The sequence below is a fragment of the Comamonas sp. 14P8.1.4 genome (assembly GCF_057799285.1).
In genome coordinates this window covers 1-18,246 of the sequence record NZ_JBYOKN010000001.1, presented here as the reverse complement: position 1 = coordinate 18,246, position 18,246 = coordinate 1, and the positions used below count along the sequence as shown (strand labels likewise).

Here is an 18,246-nt window from a genome sequence, read left to right as displayed (position 1 = left end):
CTGCCTTACTTGGTCACCAGCACCACGTCGGTCTTGACTTCAGCAGGCAACTGCGCCTGAGGGGTCTTGTCCTGGATGGCCTTCAGCGCCACATCAATACCGAAAGCCGCTTGCTTGGCAGCAAACTGGTCTGCCGTAGCCAGCACGCGGCCATCTTTGAGCATGGGCTTGATGGCCTGGATGTTGTCATAGCCAACCACCAGCACCTTGCCGGCCTTGCCAGCGGCCTTCACCGCAGCCACGGCGCCCAGCGCCATCGAATCATTGCCCGCCAGCAGCGCCTTCAGATCGGGGTTCTCACGCAGCATGCCCGCGGCCACGGTGTTGCCGTTGGCGATTTCCCAATTGCCCGACTGCACGCCCACGATGGTCATCTTGGCGGCATCCATGGCGTCCTTGTAGCCAGCTGTGCGCTGCTGCGCATTGGTGGTGGTGGACACGCCTTCGATGATGCCGACCTTGTCACCGGCCTTCAGCTCTTTCGCCAAACGCTCGCCCACAATCTTGGCGCCCAGGCGGTTATCAGGGCCGACAAAAGGAATGTTCAGGTGCTTTTCCTTCAGGGCTTCAGGATCCAGGCGGTTGTCGATGTTCACCACGATCACGCCCTTGTCCACGGCATTCTTGAGCACAGGCACCAGGGCCTTGGAGTCGGCCGGTGCAATCACGATGGCCTGGGCCTTCTGGGCCACCATCTGCTCGACCATCTTGATCTGGGCTGCGGTATCGGTCTCGTTCTTGATGCCGTTGCTCACCAGCACATAGTTCTTGTGCTCTTTGTTGTGGGCCTTGGCACCGTCTTCCATGGTGCGGAAGAACTCATTGGCCAGCGACTTCATGACCAGCGCCACCTTGGGCTTTTCTTCGGCATGGGCCACAGGTGCAAATGCACCGCAAACGGCCAGGGCAGCGGCACCGATGGCCAGCAGGGTGTGACGACGTTGTTGCATGGTGATACTCCGAGCGCTGCATGCGCTCAACTGGTTAACACAAGTCCGGGAGAAGAAAAAGAAATGCGCCACCCAAAGGTAGCGCATTTCGTGATGGATCGCCGCGCGATTTTATCGGGCGAACGCAAGATTAACGCATGAGCGAGTACAAACCAACATTGCCGCCAAGGGTTGCGAGCCCCGCTTACAGCGCCTTGCGCAAATTGGCGGGTGCAATTTTGAGCGCCTCTCGGTACTTGGCCACTGTGCGGCGCGCGCACTCAATGCCCTGCTCCTTGAGCATCTCGGCAATCTGACTGTCCGACAGCGGTTTCTTCGCACTTTCCGCCGATACAAACTGCTTGATCAGCGCACGCACTGCCGTGCTGGAGGCGTTGCCTCCGGTTTCCGTCCCCAGACCCGAGCCAAAGAAGAACTTCAGCTCATACGTGCCATGGGGGGTGGACATGTACTTGGCCGTGGTCACGCGGCTGATGGTGGATTCGTGCAGTCCCAGTTCATCGGCAATGTCGCGCAGCACCAGCGGGCGCATGGCCAGCTCACCGTGCACGAAGAAGTTCTTCTGCCGCTCCACAATGGCTTTGGAAACGCGCAAGATCGTGTCAAAGCGCTGTTGCACGTTCTTGATGAACCAGCGCGCCTCCTGCAGGCGCTGCTGCAGGCCTGCATGGCCCTCACTGCCCTTGTGCCCACGCAGTGCGCCTGCGTAAATCTCATGCACGCGCAGCCGGGGCATGACATCGGGGTTGAGCTGTACGCTGAACTGCGCCAGCCCGTCCGCCCCCCGGCGGTTGGCCTTCTTGACGATGACGTCGGGCACGATCACGTGGCGCTCCACATCCACAAAGCGGCGCCCGGGCTTGGGCTCCAGCCGCGCAATGACGGCCAGCGCTGCACGCACCTTGGCTTCAGGCAGACCGCAGGCTTGCATGAGTTTGCGCACATCGCGGCGGGCCAGCATTTCCAGTGGCTGGGCACACAGCAGCAGCGCCTGCGCCACCAGCTCGCTGTCGTCGCCCTGGTGTTGCTGGTTGAGCAGCTGCAGGCGCAGGCATTCGGACAGATTACGCGCCCCCACACCCACGGGCTCCAGCGATTGCAGCAGGCGCAGCGCCACGGTAAAGCGGTGCACCAGCTCTTCCAGCTGCTCGAGGTCCTCGCTGCCTGCCAGCCCCACGGCAAGCTCTTCCAGCGAGTCTTCCAGATAACCGTCGTCGTTGAGGTTTTCGATCAGAAAGCGCAGCGCGTACCGATCCAGCTCCGAAAGGCGCAGCGACAGAGACTGCTGCAGCAAATGATCGGTCAACGATTCATGGGTGCCCGCCAACTCCAGGGCGGTAGGGGCATCGTCATCGTCGTTGCGGTTGCCACGCGCCGGGGCTTCGCTACCCCATTCGCCGTCATCGAAAGACGACATGTCCACGCTGCCATCGCCCTCCCAGTCGCTGGGCACATCGCTTTCGGCAGCAGAAAAATCTTGCTCTTTTTGGCCTTCAGCGCCTGTGGTGCTTGCGCTGTCCGCTACTGAATAGTGTGCATCTTCCGCCGCATGGGCATCGTATTCCGATGCGGTGTCTGCACTGTCCACGCCAAACTCTTCGCGCGGCGCATCCTCGGTAGACAGTTCAAGGAAAGGGTTGTCGTCGAGCATGTGCTCGACCTCTTGAGAAAGCTCCAGCGTCGATAGCTGCAGGAGACGAATGGATTGCTGCAGTTGCGGTGTCAACGCCAAATGCTGTGAGACCCGCAGTGACAAACCTGGCTTCAACGCTGTACCCCCTCTTTTGCTCTCTCGACCTTTGTTGTTTTTTAGGACCGCTGGAGAGGACTACATCCGGAAATGTTCGCCGAGGTAAACCCGGCGCACATCCGGGTTCTCGACAATCTCCTGCGGCGTTCCCTGCGCCAGCACTGTGCCATCACTGATGATGAACGCATGGTCACAGATACCCAGTGTTTCGCGCACGTTGTGATCGGTAATCAGCACACCGATGCCGCGCTCTTTGAGGAAACCGATGATGCGCTGAATCTCGATCACCGCGATGGGGTCGATACCGGCAAACGGCTCATCCAGCAAGATGAAGCGTGGGTTGGTCGCCAGCGCACGGGCAATTTCCACCCGGCGGCGTTCACCACCGGACAGCGCCAGCGACGGCGACTTGCGCAGGTGGTCCACACGCAGCTCTTGCAGCAAGGTGGTGAGCTGCTGCTCAATCTCATCCTTGCCCAGCGGCTTGCCCGCTGCATCCTTTTGCAGCTCCAGCACGGCGCGCACGTTGTCTTCCACATTCAGCTTGCGGAAGATGGAGGCTTCTTGCGGCAGGTACGACAGCCCCAGACGTGAGCGCTGGTGAATGGGCATGCCACCCACCGACTGGCCATCGATGAACACATCACCGCCATCGCTGCGCACCAGCCCCACAATCATGTAAAACGAGGTGGTCTTGCCGGCGCCATTAGGGCCCAGCAGCCCAACCACTTCGCCTTTTTGCACGGTCATGGACACGTCTTTGACCACCTTGCGGCTGCCATAGGACTTGGCCAGATGGCGCGCTTCCAGCTTGCTGGATGCCGCCGTATCTTGGGAATGCTCAGCCATTACTTTCCTTGCAAATTCAGTTCACCCGAAGGCTGCAAAGGCTGCGCTGGGGCCGTTGATGGCTGCGCCGGTGCGCTGGCCTTGGGCGCCAAAATAGCGCGCACACGGCCGCCCGAGCCAGCAGGGGCCGACGAAGGCTCGCTGCTGCGCTTCTCACCATCCACCGTGAACACGTCGGTCAGGTTGTTATAGGTGATGACGCTGCCCATGATGTCATCGCTGAGCTTGCCGCCGGTATAACGGCGCAGCTGGCCACGGCGAATCAGCTTCACATCGTCGGTCTGGCCGTTGTATTCAATGATCTCGCCCTCGCCTTCGACGACTTCGTCGGGGGCGCCGGGGGCGGTATCGCGTTTCTGCCGAAAGTAGGCACGCTTGCCCGGTTCGGCCTTGACCACCCCGTGCTGGTAGCCCTGCGCATCCTGACGCACATCCAGCTGCGCACCACGCAAAACAATGGTGCCCTTGGTCATCACCACGTTGCCGGTGAACACACTGGTCTGCTTGAGCTCATCGTGGCGCAAAGCATCCGCTTCAATGTTCATGGGCTTGTCGCGGTCTGCGCGTTCAGCATGCGCAACACCAAAAGCCCCCGAGAGAGCTGTCAACAGAAAGCAGGTGATGAGTTTAGATGTCATGGGCAGGGCACGTTTCTTGCGTCACATTGTAGTCACGCAAGCCCGCAAACCATGAAAAAAGCCCGCGCAAGGCGGGCTTTGTCGAAGTGCAGCCCCTCACGGGGCCACCTTTAAGCCTTGGCGCTTTGCGCCACCAGGAACTCCACCACATTCAGCACATTGGGCATGCTGCCTGCGCGGGGGCCGTCGGTATAGAACTTGCCGGCCACGCCCATGGAAGGCACGCCCTCCACGTCATACGCCTGCTGCAGTGCAGCAGCCTTGCGGATCTGGCTGGACACGTTGAAGGAGCTGTAGACCTCCTTGAACTTGTTCACGTCCACACCCTGCTTGGCCACCCAGTTGAAGATGTCCTCGTCCTTGGCCAGCTTGTTGCGCTCCACGTGGATGGCGTGGAACACCTTCACGTGCATGGCATCAAAGTTGTCCATGGCCTGCAGTGCGTAGTACAGCTTTTGCTGCGGCACAAAGCTGGCGTTGAAGGCGACGGGCACGCGGTGCACCACCACATTGGCAGGCGCTTTTTGCTTCCAGGCGGCAAACGTGGGTTCAAACGCGTTGCAGTGGGGGCAGCTGTACCAGAAGAACTCCACCACTTCGACCTTGCCGGCGGGCGCGTCGGTGGGCGCGGGCTTGGACAAGCGCAGGTATTCCTTGCCTTCCTTGGGAGCAGCTTGCTGCGCCAGGGCAGAGCTGGCACCAAAAGCCATGGAGGTGGCGGCCGTAGCGGCGGCCAAAGAGAACTGGCGGCGTTGCATCAAAAGGACTCCTTATCGAAATATGCGGGGTATGAGCCACGCGGGCTCAAAAAGTTCATTGCTGCACGCGGACCAGTGCGGAATCGACACCCGCGCCATCGAGCTTTTGCTTGAGCTGTTCAGCATCGCCACGCTTGGAGAACGGCCCCACGCGCACGCGGAACACCGGACGGCCATTTTGCTCACGCTCGCTGATGCGCGCCTCCCAGCCCAGCATCGCCAGCTTGGCGCGCTGTGCATCGGCATCGCCCTGGGTGCGGAAAGCACCGGCCTGCACAAAGTAGCTGAAGCCATCGGCACTGGCGGCAGCCGCCGCCGAGGCCTTGGCCTCTGCGGCGGCTTTGGCCTCCGATGCCTTGACCTGCGCCTTGGCCAGGTCACCCAGCGGATCGGCCGATGCCGCTGGCGGCTTGGCCACAGGGTCCACCGGGGTCGGTGCGGCTACGGGAGCATCCGGCGCAGGCGCTGCAGCAGGCGGCTGCTGGGTACGCCCAGGCGTGCCGCCATACAGGGGTGAGTTGGGGTCCCAGTTGCGGTTGCGCTCGCTCTCGGTGGCCTCCGTGTTGCGCGGCTCCCCCTTGTTGACGAAAGGCACCGGCACCTTGGTGACGTAGACCGCCACCCCCAGCGCAATGCCCAGGCCCAAGATCAAACCAATGATGAGCCCCAAGATGGTGCCACCACGCTGCTGCTTACCCATAAAACCGCCTGTCACGTTGCTTGTTGTTTCAGTTACATGCGCTCGGGTGCGCTCACACCCAGCACGGCCAAGCCATTGTGCAGCACCTGCGCTGTCGCGGCGACCAGCGCCAGACGCGCCAGCTTCACGGCTTCGTCGTCCACCAAGATACGCTCGGCATCGTAGTAGCTGTGGTAGGCGGAAGCCAAATCACGCAGGTAGAAAGTGACGTCATGCGGCGCATTGCCGGCCGCAGCCGCACTCAGCATCTCTGGGTACTTGGCCAGCAGCAGCATCAGCGCCTGGGCCTGTGGGCCTTCCAGCGCGGACAAGTCCACATTCTGGAGTGCAGGCACACCGGCACCACCGGCTTCTTGCCAGCTGCGCAGCACCGACTGGATACGGGCGTGGGCGTACTGCACGTAGTACACGGGGTTGTCGTTGTTCTGCGCCACAGCCAGGTCCACGTCGAAGGTGTACTCGGTATCGGGCTTGCGGCTCAACAGGAAGAAGCGCACGGCATCCTTGCTGGTCCACTCGATCAGGTCACGCAGCGTCACGTACGACCCCGCACGCTTGCTGATCTTCACCTCTTCGCCGTTGCGCACCACGCGCACCATGGTGTGCAGCACGTAGTCAGGGTAGCCTTGGGGAATGCCCACATTGGCCGCCTGCAGGCCCGCACGCACGCGGGCAATGGTGCCGTGGTGGTCGGTGCCCTGAATGTTCACCACCTTGCCGTAGCCACGCTTGAACTTCTGGATGTGATAGGCCACATCGGGCAGGAAGTAGGTGTAGTGGCCGTCGGACTTGCGCATCACGCGGTCCTTGTCGTCACCGAATTCGGTGGACTTGAGCCACAGCGCGCCGTCTTGTTCGTAGGTGTAGCCGCTGGCGATCAGGCGCTCCACCGTGTCGGCCACATAGCCGTTGGTGTAGAGGCTGGACTCCAGGTAGTACTCGTCGAACTTCAGGTTGAATGCCTGCAAGTCCTTGTCCTGCTCGTTGCGCAGGTAGGCCACGGCAAAGTTACGAATGTTTTCGTAATCTTCCACATCGCCATTGGCGGTGAACTCGCGGTCATCGGCCTTGATGCTTTCCTTGGCCAGGAACGCGTTGGCGATGTCGGCAATGTAGTCACCGTTGTAGAAATTCTTGGCCAGCGGGTTTTCGCTGTCGGTGGGCCAGCACTCGTCACCGGGCTTGAAGCCCTTGGCACGCAGCTGGGTGGACTTGGTCAGCGTGTCGATCTGCGCGCCCGCGTCGTTGTAATAGAACTCGCGGTGCACCTTCCAGCCTTGGGTGGCGTACAGGTTGCTGATGGCATCACCAATCGCCGCCTGGCGGCCGTGGCCCACGTGCAGGGGACCGGTGGGGTTGGCGGAGACGAACTCGACCAGAATGTTTTCACCACGGTCGGCCTGGTAGCCGAACTTCTCGGCCTGCGCCAGCACTTCGCGCACGATCTGCTGCTTGGCAGCGGGCTTGAGGCGGATGTTGAGGAAGCCTGGGCCTGCAATTTCGATAGCATCCACCCATTGCTGGAAGGCGGCTGTAGCCTCCAAAGACGCTTTAAGCTGCTCCCCCAGTGCACGGGGGTTGGCCTTCAGGGGCTTGGCCAGCTGCATGGCTGCCGTACAAGCGAAATCGCCATGGGCTGCCACTTTGGGGTTTTCGAACGCAGCGCGTGCGCCAGCGCCAGGCGAAAGGGTTTCGAGCTGCGCAGCCAGCGCTGCGAGCAATTCTTGTTTGACAGAAAGCATCGGGCGATTTTACGTGCGCAGCCCACAACCTGCGTAAGCACTGGAATCCGGCACACTCTGGCCTCAGAAAAATACACGGGAGATGGGTGTGCACACCAGGATGTGGATCGGCGCGGCCTTGCTGTGCCTGCTGGGCATGGGGGCCAGCGCGCATGCGGCCAATACGCCCTGTTCGGGCCGCAAAGGTGGTGTGGACTATTGCCTGGATGGCCAATTTGTCTGCCGCAACGGCTCCATCAGCGCTTCGCGCAAATTGTGCGCCGCCCCTGGCACCAGTACACCGCAGCGCCTGCTGCCCCAGACCCCACCAGCAGCCAGTGCTGACTGCAGTTGCCGCAGCGGCGCGGTCTGCACCGGCCCGCGCGGTGGGCGCTACTGCCTCAGCGACAGCGGGCACAAAAGCTATCTGCGCCGCTGAGGCCTTACATCCCGCGCGCCCAGAACACGGCAATCACAGCAATCACCGGAATCACGTGCGCCTGCACCATGATCCATTTGCGCACCCAGCGCACCGATTCCGCCGCTGGCAGCGTGCCCGCCACATTCAGCGTCTTCACCCACTTGCGGATGGCGAAGGTTGGCCGCAGCGACAGCAGCGCTGTCACAAAAAATAGCAGCATCTTCAGGTGGAACAAGGGCTGCGAGACATACCAGGTCAGCCCCTTGGCCCCCCAGACGATGCGCGCAATCCCGGTGAGCAGCAGCACCAGGGCCGCCACCCCATAGATCAAGTCCAGCTTGGCCAGGCGGCGCACCACGGCCTCATTCATCCATTCGGCGCGGCACAGCGCGGCTTCGCTGGAGAGAAACACCACCAGGGTCAGGATGGCCAGCAGGTGCAGGCTGGCCAGAATTGCTTCCAGGGTCATCGCTCTATCCCTTTGCTCCAAAACTCAGGGCGCTCATATTGGCCCTTGAGGTAATCCATCCACAAGCGTAGCCGCAAAGTCATGTGCTTGCGCTGGGGGAACACCAGATAAATACCGTTGGGCGGCGCAGCAAAGTCTGCCAGCACCTCGACCAGACGGCCCGCGGCAATCTCGGCCTCCACCTCCCAGGTGCTGCGCCAGGCAATGCCCCAGCCACCCAGGCACCAGTCGTGCAGCACCTGGCCGTCCGAACAGTCCAGCGGCCCGGTGGGCTTGAAGTGCACCACCTCCGTGCCGCCGTCGCGGCTGGGCAGACGGAATGCCCAGCCCCGGGTCTGCGAAGCATCGCTCGACAAAGTCAGGCAGCGGTGCTGCGCCAGCTCGGATGGGTGTTTGGGTGTGCCGTGGTTTTGCAGATAGCCGGGCGTGGCCACACACAGGCGCCGGTTGTCGGCCATGCGCACGCTGATGAGGGAGGAATCCGGCAGATCGCCCACGCGCACCGCGCAGTCATAGCCCTCGCCCGCCAAGTCGGCCACCCGGTCGCTCAGGTTCAGCGAGATGGTGACTTCCCGGTGCAAATCATGAAACAGCGGCACCAGCGGGGCCACATGGCGGCGGCCAAACCCGGCAGGCGCCGTCAGCCGCAGATGGCCGGTGGCTTTCACCCCCCCGGCAGAGACACTGGCTTCGGCGTTAGACACATCGGCCAACAGGCGTTGGCAGTCCTCCAGAAAGGCGCTGCCCTCGTGCGTCAGGCTGATGCGCCGTGTGGTGCGCACCATCAGCTTGACGCCCAGGTGTTCCTCCAGCGCATCCAACCGGCGCCCCATGATGGCCGGCGCCACCCCCTCGGCCTTGGCGGCCGCCGTCAAGCTGCCCTTGGTGGCAACGGAGACAAAAGACTCAAAGGCTTTCAGTTTGTCCATGGCACAAATACTTTATGCATGAAATTATCCTCTAGCGCTTATGTAGCAAGCGCTTCCAGCTATGTTTTCTTTACCAACGTGACAACCACCTCGCCTTGCAAGTGTTGCCCACTTTTGCGTAAAAGTCATCAGTTTTGAGCTTTTTGCCCAATTTATTAACCCATATCTTTGGAATACAGTGAGCCCAAGGCTCCACATTGGCGGAGCCACGGTTTTTCAATGTTCCAAGGGGTTCCCACCATGACCGCACGCACCCAAGTCCACGGCCTGCAAGTTGCCAACGAACTGCACACTTTCATCAACGAACAAGTGCTGCCGGGCACTGGCGTGGATGCCGCCACGTTCTGGAAAGGGTTTGACGCCCTGGTGGCCGACCTGGCCCCCAAGAACGCCGCCCTGCTGGCCGAACGCGACCGCCTGCAGACCGAGCTGGACACCTGGCACAAGGCCCACCCCGGCCCCATCGCCGACATGGCGGCCTACCAAAAGTTTCTGACACAGATCGGCTACCTGGTGGAGCAGCCCGCTGGCGCCAAGGCCACGACCGAGAACGTGGATGCCGAACTGGCCACCATGGCCGGCCCCCAGCTGGTGGTGCCCATCCTGAACGCCCGCTACGCGCTGAATGCCGCCAACGCCCGCTGGGGCAGCCTGTATGACGCGCTGTACGGCACCGATGCCATCAGCGAAGACGGCGGCGCCGAAAAAGGCAAGGGCTACAACCCCGTGCGCGGCGCCAAGGTCATTGCGTTTGCGCGCAACTTCCTCGACCAAGCTGCACCGCTGGCCGCTGGCTCGCACGCAGATTCCACCGGCTACAAAGTCGAAGGCGGCCAGCTGGCCGTCACCCTCAAGGACGGCAGCAAGACCGGGCTGAAAGACGCCGCCAAGTTCGTCGGCTTCCAAGGTGATGCAGCCGCACCCACCTCGGTGCTGCTGATCAACAACGGCCTGCACATCGACATCATCATCAACAAAGCCACCCCCATCGGCCAGACCGATGCCGCAGGCGTGGCCGATGTGGTGGTGGAAGCTGCTGTGTCCACCATCCTGGACCTGGAAGACTCCGTGGCCGCCGTGGACGCTGAAGACAAAGTGCTGGGCTACAGCAACTGGCTGGGCATTTTGAAGGGCACACTGACCGAGTCCTTCGACAAGGGCGGCAAGACCGTCACGCGCGGCCTCAACGGTGACCGCGTCTACACCGGCGCGGGTGCAGCACAAGGCCAGCCCGTGAAGCTGCATGGCCGCTCGCTGATGTTTGTGCGCAATGTGGGCCACCTGATGACCAACCCCGCCATCCTCTGGGGCGCAGAAGGCAAAGAGATTCCCGAAGGCATTCTGGACGCCATGGTCACCACCACCATCGCCATCCATGACCTGAAGGGTCTGGGTGCTAACGGCATCAAGAACAGCCGCACCGGCAGCGTCTACATCGTCAAGCCCAAGATGCACGGCCCCGCTGAAGTGGCTTTTGCCAACGAGCTGTTTGGTCGTGTCGAACAAGTGCTGGGCATGAAGGACAACACCGTCAAGCTGGGCATCATGGACGAAGAGCGCCGCACCAGCGTGAACCTGAAGGCCGCCATTGCAGCAGCCCCTGCGCGCGTAGCCTTCATCAACACCGGCTTCCTGGACCGCACCGGCGACGAAATGCACACCGCCATGCAAGCGGGCCCCATGGTGCGCAAGGGCGACATGAAGACCAGCGCCTGGCTGCAAGCCTATGAAAAGAGCAATGTGCTGGTCGGCCTGACCATGGGCCTGCGCGGCCGCGCCCAAATCGGCAAGGGCATGTGGGCCATGCCCGACCTGATGAAAGCCATGCTGGAGCAAAAAATTGGCCACCCCAAGGCCGGTGCCAACACCGCCTGGGTACCATCGCCCACTGGCGCCACGCTGCACGCCCTGCACTACCACCAGGTGAACGTGGCCGACGTGCAAAAAGAGCTGGAAAAAACCAGCGCCGACACCGAGCGCGCCAACATCCTGGCCGACCTGCTGCAAATCCCCGTGGCCAAGGACCCCAAGTGGACCGACGCGGAAAAGCAGCAAGAGCTGGACAACAACGTGCAAGGTATCTTGGGCTATGTGGTGCGCTGGGTGGACCAGGGCGTCGGCTGCTCCAAGGTGCCCGACATCCACAACGTGGGCCTGATGGAAGACCGCGCCACGCTGCGTATCTCCAGCCAGCACATTGCCAACTGGCTGCTGCACGGCGTTGTCTCCGAGCAGCAGGTGCGCGACACCTTTGCCCGCATGGCCAAGGTGGTGGACCAGCAAAACGCTGGTGACGCTGCCTACAAGAGCTTGGCCGCCCACCCCAACGGCGCTGCCATGCAAGCTGCGCTGGACCTGGTGTTCAAGGGCGTGCAACAGCCTTCGGGCTACACCGAGCCGCTGCTGCACGCATGGCGTTTGAAGGTCAAAGCCGGCCAAGCTTAAACCAAAGTCATAGCTACAAACGCTTATGCAGTAAGCGATAGTGGCTTATTAGACTGACACAACAACAAAGGCACCGCAAGGTGCCTTTTTTTACGAACGCTGTGCCGGAGCAGCCTTGACCTTCGCCCGGCCGCACCTTAAAACGCGTAGAGTACTTTGGCCGAGGCGGCCACGCCCTCGCGCTTGCCGGCGTAGCCCTGCACGCCCACATCCAGCGCCAGACTGCGGTAACGGGCTGAGGGCTGCAGGCGCACGCCCAGCTCCAGCACGGCGGTGCTGCCGCGCAGCGAAGGCGCTTCAATCGCCATGTCGTAGGCCTTGCCGGTGGCAGCGCCCCGGAATTCACGCTCCCAGGCCAGGCCCACATACGGCGTCATCTGGCTGGCAGTGGTGTAGCTGTAGCGCGCACCCAGGCGCAGGCGGGCGCTAAGCACCGCACCCAGGGTCAAGGCATCAGCGCCAATCCACACCTGGTCACTGCCCAGCTTGCCCCAGGTGTAGCGGCCATAGGCTTGTAGCGCCTGCTGGGCGTCCAGCTGCCACACATAGCCACCACCGGCCATGGCGCTGACATAGTTGGCATGCGAGGTATAGCGCCCGCGCACGCCTGCGGCGTCCACCATATCAGCGCTGTCATAGCGGTTGCTGCTGCGCCCGGCCCGCAAGGCCGCTTCCACAAACGCCCCCGCAGGCTCAACCACGGCACCCCTAGGGCCTGCGGCCTGACCCGCCACAACGCCGGCTGGCTGCCCCAGGCCACCCATGTGCAGCATCAAGCCCAAGCCGCTGTAATGGGTGTTGCCTTGGCCACGCACCACGCCACTGGCGGCAAAGTCGTTGTAGCTGTCATAGCGGCTTTGGCCGTATTCGGCAAACGCCCCCAGCATCAGGCTGCCCGTGGACAGCGCGAGGTTCTTGGCCACGCCCAGCGCCAAGCTGATGTCGCGCACATCCACATGCGAGCCCGTGTGGTAGCGGCTGCTGCCGCCCCCGGTGGCCACAAACATGCCGCCTGCACCACCGGTCGCACCCGCTGCACCGGCACTTTGCCGTGCGGCGCCCATGGCATCGCTGCTGACCATGTCGGCGCCACCGCCCACTGCAGCCATGGCGGCCGCGCTGCCTTCCAAGAAGGCTTTGTTATGGCTGGCTGGGGCGCCTTGTCAATGGTCAGCACCAAGGCGCCATCGTTGCGCACCGCCAGGCTGGCGTCATACGTCAGCAGCAGGCCTTGTTGGATTTGCGCCGTGGTCAGCGTGGGCGTGCCCGTGGCCTTGTCAATCAAGGTCACGGTATCGCCCGTGTACAGCCGCTTGCCATCGCTGACCATCGCCACCGTGTGCTGCGTGCCCTGCACATCCACCGCGTTTTGCACGCGCACCAGCACATCCTGGTTGACCACGTTTTTTGGCAGCACCCAGCTGTAGCGGTCAAAGTGGTAAATGCCTTGCACCGTACCCTTGAAGCCATCGAGCACCAGCGTATTGCCGCTGTAAAAACTGCGGTCGGTGTTGATGCTGCCATCCCCATTCACACTCCAGCCGCCATAAACACTGCCAGCAATGGAGAGGTTCTCGCCCACCAGCGTGACTTGGTTGTTGTACACCCGCCCACCTTGGCCCACAGCGCCATCACTGGTGGTGCCATCCAGCATCTGCGCACCAGCGGCCCCGCCTTGGCTGTAGCCGCCATAAATGCTGCCGCTGATGCTGCTGCTGCTGCCCGCCAGCATTGGAATACCGCCATCACCATGGGTGCGCTATGCCCACATGGCTACCTGAAGGGGGAGCCATTGCTCCAACGGGCGATCGTGTGATTGCTGCACCGCAAGACAGTGACGGCGTGGTGCACACGACCGCCATGGAAGACCAAGACCATTGCAGCACATTGCGGCAACATTGGGGCAATACAGATTCAAAATAAAGAGCTACCAGCGCTTGCTAGATAAGCGCCAGATGCCAATTTGGCTTGCAGTAATCGAAATACGGCATGCTGCTTTGCAGCACAACAGGTTGGGCCAAAAAGCGCGCGCAGGCGCAACGATGGAGCGACTCCGTGGCAGCGCTTGGCAGCCTATTCCACCCGCAGCACTTCCCACTGCTGGCGCTCCGCCCCCATCTGCAGTACCACCTCATCCCCCTCACACTTGCCCCACAGCGCCTGCGCCAAGGGCGCTTGGTGGCTGATGACCTGAATGTGCGCGGCGCCGTAGCTCAGCTTCATGGTGCCACCTTCGGGGCCAACCAATAGCAGCTGTTCTTGCCCTTGGGCATCGGCCAGCCAGACCAGCGCCCCCTGGCCTATGCCTTGGCGCTCGGTGTACGGCTGCGGCACCCATTGGCGCCACAGGCTGATGGCTTGGCGCAGCGCCTCTGCACGGCGGGCTTGGCCTGCGGCGAGGTAGCTGGCCTCCAGACCCAAGGTGTCGTACTTGTTCTCGGCAATGTTTTCTTCGTGCGTGGCCGTTTCATGGGCGAACCGCGCCGCCTGCTCCACGCGCAGCAAGTCCTCGTCCAACTGTTGCAGCACCTGCTGCTGCAGCCACAATTTATCTACCAAGATCGATCGCTCCAGAAAACGCAAACAGGGCGCCGATTATGAAGCCCGTGCCTTGTGCGCACCCAGCGCGCTGCGCATGCAAGCCGCGCTGAACCTCGTGTTCAAGGGCGTACAGCAGCCTTCGGGCTAGACCGGGCCACGGCTGCCACGCATGGCGCCTGAGGGTGAAGGAAAGCGCTTAAAAAGCGTAGCTATCAGCGCTGACGCAATCTACGCGAAAGGCCCATTTGGCAAACAAAAAGGCACCACAAGGTGCCTTTTTATGTAGCAGGTGTGCAGGCTACGCCACGCACGGTCCCAGCGCTGCGGTCATTCCACCCCACCATAGTCGCCCGCTTCGGCCGAAGTGGCGTACTCATCCATGCGGGTGATCAAGCCGTGCTCTACGGTATAGACCTGCACCCACTTTTGCGCCCAAGCACCATCACGCCCGGGCCTGGTGAAGCGCTCTTCGCCCAGTGCGATCACCAAGGGGCCTTGCTGCACGGTCTACAACACCCGGAAGTACTCCATCTGCATCTTATGGATGCTGGTTTCAAAAAACTTCGTCACTCCGGACTTGCCCAGAAAGCGCATGGCCGGCATCTTTGTTGTGCCGTGGTGCACCCACACCGTGTCCTTCGACACGGTGCTCACGGCCTGTGCGACATCCTTGGCGGCAAATGCCGCAAACATCTTTTCCACCACGGTGATTTCAGGGCTGCTCATCTGCGTACTCCTTGAGAGGGTTTGAGATGCCCCATGCTAGGCAGCACCTTCGGACAAAGCACTCACACTTTGGATAGCGACAGGCTCTGTGTCATGCCATCCAGCAGGCTCTGGGCCATCTGCTTGCGATGGCTGACGCCCCACTCCGCCATGCGCAGGATGACTGTCTCCAACTGCTGGCCAGAAGGGGTCAGCGCATAGCTGCGCACGGCACTCGCGCCCACCGCACTGGTGCGCATCACCACGCCGTTGACTTCCAGCTCGCGCAATTCGCGGGCCAGCATGCGCGGCGTTAAACCGTCGAGCAGCCTTTCCATCTCGTTGAAGCGGCGCGGGCCACTCAGCAGGGCGCACACGATGGCGAGCTTCCATTGGCCACTGACGACATTCAACGCATCCTTGATGGCCATGACAAACGCCAGCTTGCAGGCATCGACTTCCGAGATTTGATCCATAAACCCTCCATGCCATGGGCCAGTCAGGTGCGCGGGCGCGCACGGCGCAAAGGCTGGACCCTATTGCGCTGCCCACGATTGTGCGCACAGCCGCCACCGGCGAGCTCGCGCATGTTGTCGTACAGCAGAGCCTTCGCGTGTCAGCCAAATCTGGGCTGGTCATTGGCGAACACATCGCACCCATCCACTCAAAATTCATAGCTGTCTGCGTTGGATAAAACTGCGCAAACAGCTGTTTGGATGTGCAAGACCAATTCCTTGCAGCACACGCTTGCACGCACCGCCGCCTACACTGCGCCGATGTCTTCACCCCTTTCGCCCAGCCGGTGCCCCTTGTGCGGCCAAGCCAACCAATGCGCCATCACTGCGGGCCTGCCGCCCGAGACGTGCTGGTGCATGCAAGCCACGATTGCGCCGGACGCGCTGGCACGCATTCCCGCTGAGCAGCGCGGCCAAGCCTGCGTGTGCGCCGCCTGCGGGCAGGCACCTGTCGCCAACAAGCAGCCAAGCTAAGCCCAAAAGCGTAGGCTGCGCACCCTGCGCTTTGTGTTGGAATGCTCCCCATGTCTTTGTTCGCCCCCGCGCCGTCTGATGTTCTGAAAGCCCGCCATGGCGAGCGTTACCGCTGGCTGCTGCTGATGGCGCTGATGGTGGGGGTGATTGCCTCCATCATTCCCTCCACCAGCGTGAATGTGGCCATTCCCGCCATGAGTGCCTACTTTGGCCTGGGGCAGGAGCGCGCGCAGTGGATCACCTCGGCGTTCATGGTGGCCTCCACCATCGCCATGCTGGTCACGCCGTGGATGCTGGCCCGTTTTGGCTACCGCGCCACCTATGCCTGGGCCATTGGCTTGCTGCTGGTGGGCGGCCTGGCCGGGGGGCTGGCGCAGCATTTTGAATTGCTGCTGCTCTCGCGCCTGGCGGAAGGGGTGGCGGCCGGCATCATCCAGCCGATTCCGGCGGTCATCATCTTGCGGGCATTCAAACCCACCGAGCAGGGCCGCGCCGGTGGCATGTTTGGCATGGGCGTGGTGCTGGCGCCGGCCATTGCACCGGCACTGGGTGGCCTGCTGGTGGACTGGATGGGCTGGCGCTCCACATTCTTCATGGTGGTGCCGCCCTGCCTGCTGTCGCTGTGGCTGGCGTGGAAGTTTGTTCCGTCGTCATCCCCCGATGGTGCCCCCCAGAGTGGCAGCGGCAGCAAGCTGGATGTGTGGGGACTGGGTCTGGTGACCGTCGGCACACTCAGCGTGCTGAATGCCCTGGTGGCCTTGCACCACAGCCATACCGAGGGTGCACTGCTGCTGGCCGTGGCCGTGGTGTGCCTGACGGCATTCATTGCCTGGCAGAAGTATTTGCTGCGCCAGGGCCGCCAGCCGCTGATGGTTTTGCGCCTGTTTGGCTACCGCCCGTTTGTCATGGGCTGCATCGTCGCCTTCATCTATGGCACGGCCATGTTTGGCTCCACCTACCTGCTGCCGGTGTTTATGCAGATGGGGCTGGGCCTGTCGGCCAGCTACGCAGGCAATCTGCTGCTGCCCGCCGGCATGGTGCTGGCCATTGCCATTCCGCTGGTCGGCCGGATGGCAGACACGCAGCCCACGCACTGGCTCACCAGCATTGGCATGCTGCTGCTGGCGCTGTCGTTTGGCCTGATGCTGTGGGCCGGCCCCGGCATGGCGCTGTGGCTGCTGGCTGGTTTTATTGTGGTGGGCCGTATCGGCCTGGGCTTTATCTTGCCCAGCCTGAACCTGGGCGCCATGCGCCCGCTGGACCGCACGCTGATTGCCCAAGGCTCCAGCACCATCAGCTTTATTCGCATGCTGGGCGGTGCCATTGGCGTGGGGCTGTGCGGCATTGTGCTGGAGTGGCGGCTGGCCGTGCAGGCCGCCAACCCTGGCGTAGATGCGCTGCAGGGCAAGGTCACAGCGTTCCACGAGAGCTTTGCCATGCTGACCGTGCTGTGTCTGCTGGCCTTTGTGGCGGCCACGCAATTGCGCTCGCCACCGAACAAAACGCCGCGCTAAACCGCCGCATTGCACACAAGCGGCGGCAGGCACGTTAGGCTATCGCCTTTGATTGTTTGAGACGGAATGTGCGCCCATGTGCCAGCTGCTAGGAATGAACTGCAACACCCCCACCGATGTGCGCTTTAGCTTCAGCGGCTTTGCGCAACGGGCGGGCAACACCGGCGATCACACCGACGGCTGGGGCATTGCGTTCTTTGAAGACAAAGGCTTGCGCCACTTCGTGGACCATGAACGCGCCATCGACTCGCCTGTGGCCCAGCTCATTCGCCACTACCCCATCAAAAGCCAGAACGTCATTGCCCACATCCGCAAAGCCACGCAAGGCGTGGTCAGCCTGCAAAACTGCCACCCCTTTGTGCGGGAGCTGTGGGGCCGCAACTGGGTGTTTGCGCACAACGGTGACCTCAAGGGCTTTGTCCCCAAGCTGCACACCCACTTTCACCCCGTGGGCAGCACCGACAGCGAGCTGGCCTTCTGCTGGATCATGCAAGAGCTGTGGAAATCCCACGCCGGTGTGCCCAGCATTGAAGAGCTGACCCTCACCCTGCAAGAGCTGGCCCAGCGCATCGCGCCGCACGGCACCTTCAACTTCCTGCTCTCCAACGGCGAAGCCCTGTGGGCCCACGCCACCACCAACCTGTTCTTCACAGAACGCCGCCACCCGTTTGCCCAGGCCCATCTGTCGGATGAAGACCTGAGTGTCGACTTCTCCAGCGAAACCACACCCAACGACAAGGTCGCCGTCATCGTCACCGCGCCGCTCACCAAGAACGAAACTTGGACGCAGTTTGAACAAGGCCTGGTCAATGTGTTCATGGATGGCCGCCTGCACCTTGGCCAGCGCACCCGACCATCGGAATCCTG

19 protein-coding genes are annotated in these 18,246 nt (G+C 62.2%); 5 read left to right on the top strand and 14 right to left on the bottom strand.

The window, feature by feature from the left end; translation table 11 throughout:
- Positions 1–5: 5 nt before the first annotated feature.
- The 7 genes from AC27VO_RS00095 to argS form a co-directional block, all read right to left on the bottom strand.
- Positions 6–950 (bottom strand): sugar ABC transporter substrate-binding protein, encoded by a 945-nt coding sequence (locus AC27VO_RS00095; RefSeq protein WP_488664677.1) that lies wholly within the window; start codon positions 948–950, stop codon positions 6–8.
- A gap of 184 nt (positions 951–1,134) precedes the next feature.
- Complete coding sequence (locus AC27VO_RS00090) at positions 1,135–2,718, bottom strand: RNA polymerase factor sigma-54 (RefSeq protein WP_488664676.1); 1,584 nt, start codon at positions 2,716–2,718, stop codon at positions 1,135–1,137.
- 60 nt (positions 2,719–2,778) lie between these two features.
- Positions 2,779–3,549 carry an LPS export ABC transporter ATP-binding protein gene (lptB, locus tag AC27VO_RS00085; RefSeq protein WP_488664675.1) on the bottom strand — a complete coding sequence of 257 codons (771 nt, stop codon included), beginning with the start codon at positions 3,547–3,549 and terminating at the stop codon, positions 2,779–2,781.
- Entirely contained in the window at positions 3,549–4,187 is a 639-nt protein-coding gene (gene lptA / locus AC27VO_RS00080) for a lipopolysaccharide transport periplasmic protein LptA (protein WP_488664674.1), read from the bottom strand. Before lptA ends, lptB begins: the two co-directional genes overlap by 1 nt.
- 110 nt (positions 4,188–4,297) lie before the next feature.
- Positions 4,298–4,945, bottom strand: a complete 648-nt coding sequence (locus AC27VO_RS00075) for a thiol:disulfide interchange protein DsbA/DsbL (RefSeq protein WP_488665503.1) — start codon at positions 4,943–4,945, stop codon at positions 4,298–4,300.
- A gap of 55 nt (positions 4,946–5,000) precedes the next feature.
- Positions 5,001–5,645 (bottom strand): SPOR domain-containing protein, encoded by a 645-nt coding sequence (locus AC27VO_RS00070; RefSeq protein WP_488664673.1) that lies wholly within the window; start codon positions 5,643–5,645, stop codon positions 5,001–5,003.
- A 32-nt stretch (positions 5,646–5,677) separates the two neighbouring features.
- Positions 5,678–7,387: an arginine--tRNA ligase gene (argS, locus tag AC27VO_RS00065; RefSeq protein WP_488664672.1), complete on the bottom strand. Its 1,710-nt coding sequence runs from the start codon at positions 7,385–7,387 to the stop codon at positions 5,678–5,680.
- A gap of 88 nt (positions 7,388–7,475) precedes the next feature.
- On the opposite strand from argS, the gene AC27VO_RS00060 reads away from it, so the two are divergent.
- Positions 7,476–7,805, top strand: a complete 330-nt coding sequence (locus AC27VO_RS00060; protein ID WP_488664671.1) for a YdcA family protein — start codon at positions 7,476–7,478, stop codon at positions 7,803–7,805.
- A 4-nt stretch (positions 7,806–7,809) separates the two neighbouring features.
- Here the strand turns inward: AC27VO_RS00060 and AC27VO_RS00055 are convergent, their stop codons facing one another.
- Positions 7,810–8,256 (bottom strand): DUF2214 family protein, encoded by a 447-nt coding sequence (locus tag AC27VO_RS00055; protein WP_488664670.1) that lies wholly within the window; start codon positions 8,254–8,256, stop codon positions 7,810–7,812.
- A complete protein-coding gene (locus AC27VO_RS00050) occupies positions 8,253–9,185 on the bottom strand; it encodes a LysR family transcriptional regulator (protein WP_488664669.1) in 933 nt (310 codons plus the stop codon). Before AC27VO_RS00050 ends, AC27VO_RS00055 begins: the two co-directional genes overlap by 4 nt.
- A gap of 240 nt (positions 9,186–9,425) precedes the next feature.
- Between AC27VO_RS00050 and AC27VO_RS00045 the strand changes: the two genes are divergently transcribed.
- Complete coding sequence (locus AC27VO_RS00045; protein ID WP_488664668.1) at positions 9,426–11,630, top strand: malate synthase G; 2,205 nt, start codon at positions 9,426–9,428, stop codon at positions 11,628–11,630.
- A 137-nt stretch (positions 11,631–11,767) separates the two neighbouring features.
- Here the strand turns inward: AC27VO_RS00045 and AC27VO_RS00040 are convergent, their stop codons facing one another.
- The 5 genes from AC27VO_RS00040 to AC27VO_RS00020 form a co-directional block, all read right to left on the bottom strand.
- On the bottom strand, positions 11,768–12,637 hold the full coding sequence (locus AC27VO_RS00040) for an autotransporter outer membrane beta-barrel domain-containing protein (RefSeq protein WP_488664667.1): 870 nt from the start codon (positions 12,635–12,637) through the stop codon (positions 11,768–11,770).
- A gap of 1,066 nt (positions 12,638–13,703) precedes the next feature.
- Positions 13,704–14,189, bottom strand: a complete 486-nt coding sequence (locus tag AC27VO_RS00035) for a GreA/GreB family elongation factor (RefSeq protein WP_488664666.1) — start codon at positions 14,187–14,189, stop codon at positions 13,704–13,706.
- 309 nt (positions 14,190–14,498) lie between these two features.
- Positions 14,499–14,675: a hypothetical protein gene (locus AC27VO_RS00030; RefSeq protein WP_488664665.1), complete on the bottom strand. Its 177-nt coding sequence runs from the start codon at positions 14,673–14,675 to the stop codon at positions 14,499–14,501.
- A 3-nt stretch (positions 14,676–14,678) separates the two neighbouring features.
- Positions 14,679–14,897 (bottom strand): nuclear transport factor 2-like protein, encoded by a 219-nt coding sequence (locus AC27VO_RS00025; RefSeq protein ID WP_488664664.1) that lies wholly within the window; start codon positions 14,895–14,897, stop codon positions 14,679–14,681.
- A gap of 62 nt (positions 14,898–14,959) precedes the next feature.
- Entirely contained in the window at positions 14,960–15,352 is a 393-nt protein-coding gene (locus AC27VO_RS00020; protein WP_488664663.1) for a winged helix-turn-helix transcriptional regulator, read from the bottom strand.
- Positions 15,353–15,652: 300 nt separating this feature from the next.
- Between AC27VO_RS00020 and AC27VO_RS00015 the strand changes: the two genes are divergently transcribed.
- The 3 genes from AC27VO_RS00015 to AC27VO_RS00005 all read left to right on the top strand — a co-directional run.
- On the top strand, positions 15,653–15,865 hold the full coding sequence (locus AC27VO_RS00015; RefSeq protein ID WP_488664662.1) for a cysteine-rich CWC family protein: 213 nt from the start codon (positions 15,653–15,655) through the stop codon (positions 15,863–15,865).
- 50 nt (positions 15,866–15,915) lie between these two features.
- A complete protein-coding gene (locus AC27VO_RS00010) occupies positions 15,916–17,379 on the top strand; it encodes an MFS transporter (RefSeq protein ID WP_488664661.1) in 1,464 nt (487 codons plus the stop codon).
- A 76-nt stretch (positions 17,380–17,455) separates the two neighbouring features.
- Positions 17,456–18,246, top strand: a 791-nt coding sequence (locus AC27VO_RS00005; protein WP_488664660.1) for a class II glutamine amidotransferase, incomplete at its 3' end; no start/stop codon positions are given.

Bases quoted from the DNA above. Each gene is read 5' to 3' on its own strand.
- AC27VO_RS00095 (WP_488664677.1), bottom strand. From the start codon at position 950: ATGCAACAACGTCGTCACACCCTGCTGGCCATCGGTGCCGCTGCCCTG.
- lptB (WP_488664675.1), bottom strand. From the start codon at position 3,549: ATGGCTGAGCATTCCCAAGATACGGCGGCATCCAGCAAGCTGGAAGCG.
- lptA (WP_488664674.1), bottom strand. From the start codon at position 4,187: ATGACATCTAAACTCATCACCTGCTTTCTGTTGACAGCTCTCTCGGGG.
- AC27VO_RS00075 (WP_488665503.1), bottom strand. From the start codon at position 4,945: ATGCAACGCCGCCAGTTCTCTTTGGCCGCCGCTACGGCCGCCACCTCC.
- AC27VO_RS00070 (WP_488664673.1), bottom strand. From the start codon at position 5,645: ATGGGTAAGCAGCAGCGTGGTGGCACCATCTTGGGGCTCATCATTGGT.
- argS (WP_488664672.1), bottom strand. From the start codon at position 7,387: ATGCTTTCTGTCAAACAAGAATTGCTCGCAGCGCTGGCTGCGCAGCTC.
- AC27VO_RS00055 (WP_488664670.1), bottom strand. From the start codon at position 8,256: ATGACCCTGGAAGCAATTCTGGCCAGCCTGCACCTGCTGGCCATCCTG.
- AC27VO_RS00050 (WP_488664669.1), bottom strand. From the start codon at position 9,185: ATGGACAAACTGAAAGCCTTTGAGTCTTTTGTCTCCGTTGCCACCAAG.
- AC27VO_RS00045 (WP_488664668.1), top strand. From the start codon at position 9,426: ATGACCGCACGCACCCAAGTCCACGGCCTGCAAGTTGCCAACGAACTG.
- AC27VO_RS00040 (WP_488664667.1), bottom strand. From the start codon at position 12,637: ATGTTTGTGGCCACCGGGGGCGGCAGCAGCCGCTACCACACGGGCTCG.
- AC27VO_RS00025 (WP_488664664.1), bottom strand. From the start codon at position 14,897: ATGAGCAGCCCTGAAATCACCGTGGTGGAAAAGATGTTTGCGGCATTT.
- AC27VO_RS00020 (WP_488664663.1), bottom strand. From the start codon at position 15,352: ATGGATCAAATCTCGGAAGTCGATGCCTGCAAGCTGGCGTTTGTCATG.
- AC27VO_RS00015 (WP_488664662.1), top strand. From the start codon at position 15,653: ATGTCTTCACCCCTTTCGCCCAGCCGGTGCCCCTTGTGCGGCCAAGCC.
- AC27VO_RS00010 (WP_488664661.1), top strand. From the start codon at position 15,916: ATGTCTTTGTTCGCCCCCGCGCCGTCTGATGTTCTGAAAGCCCGCCAT.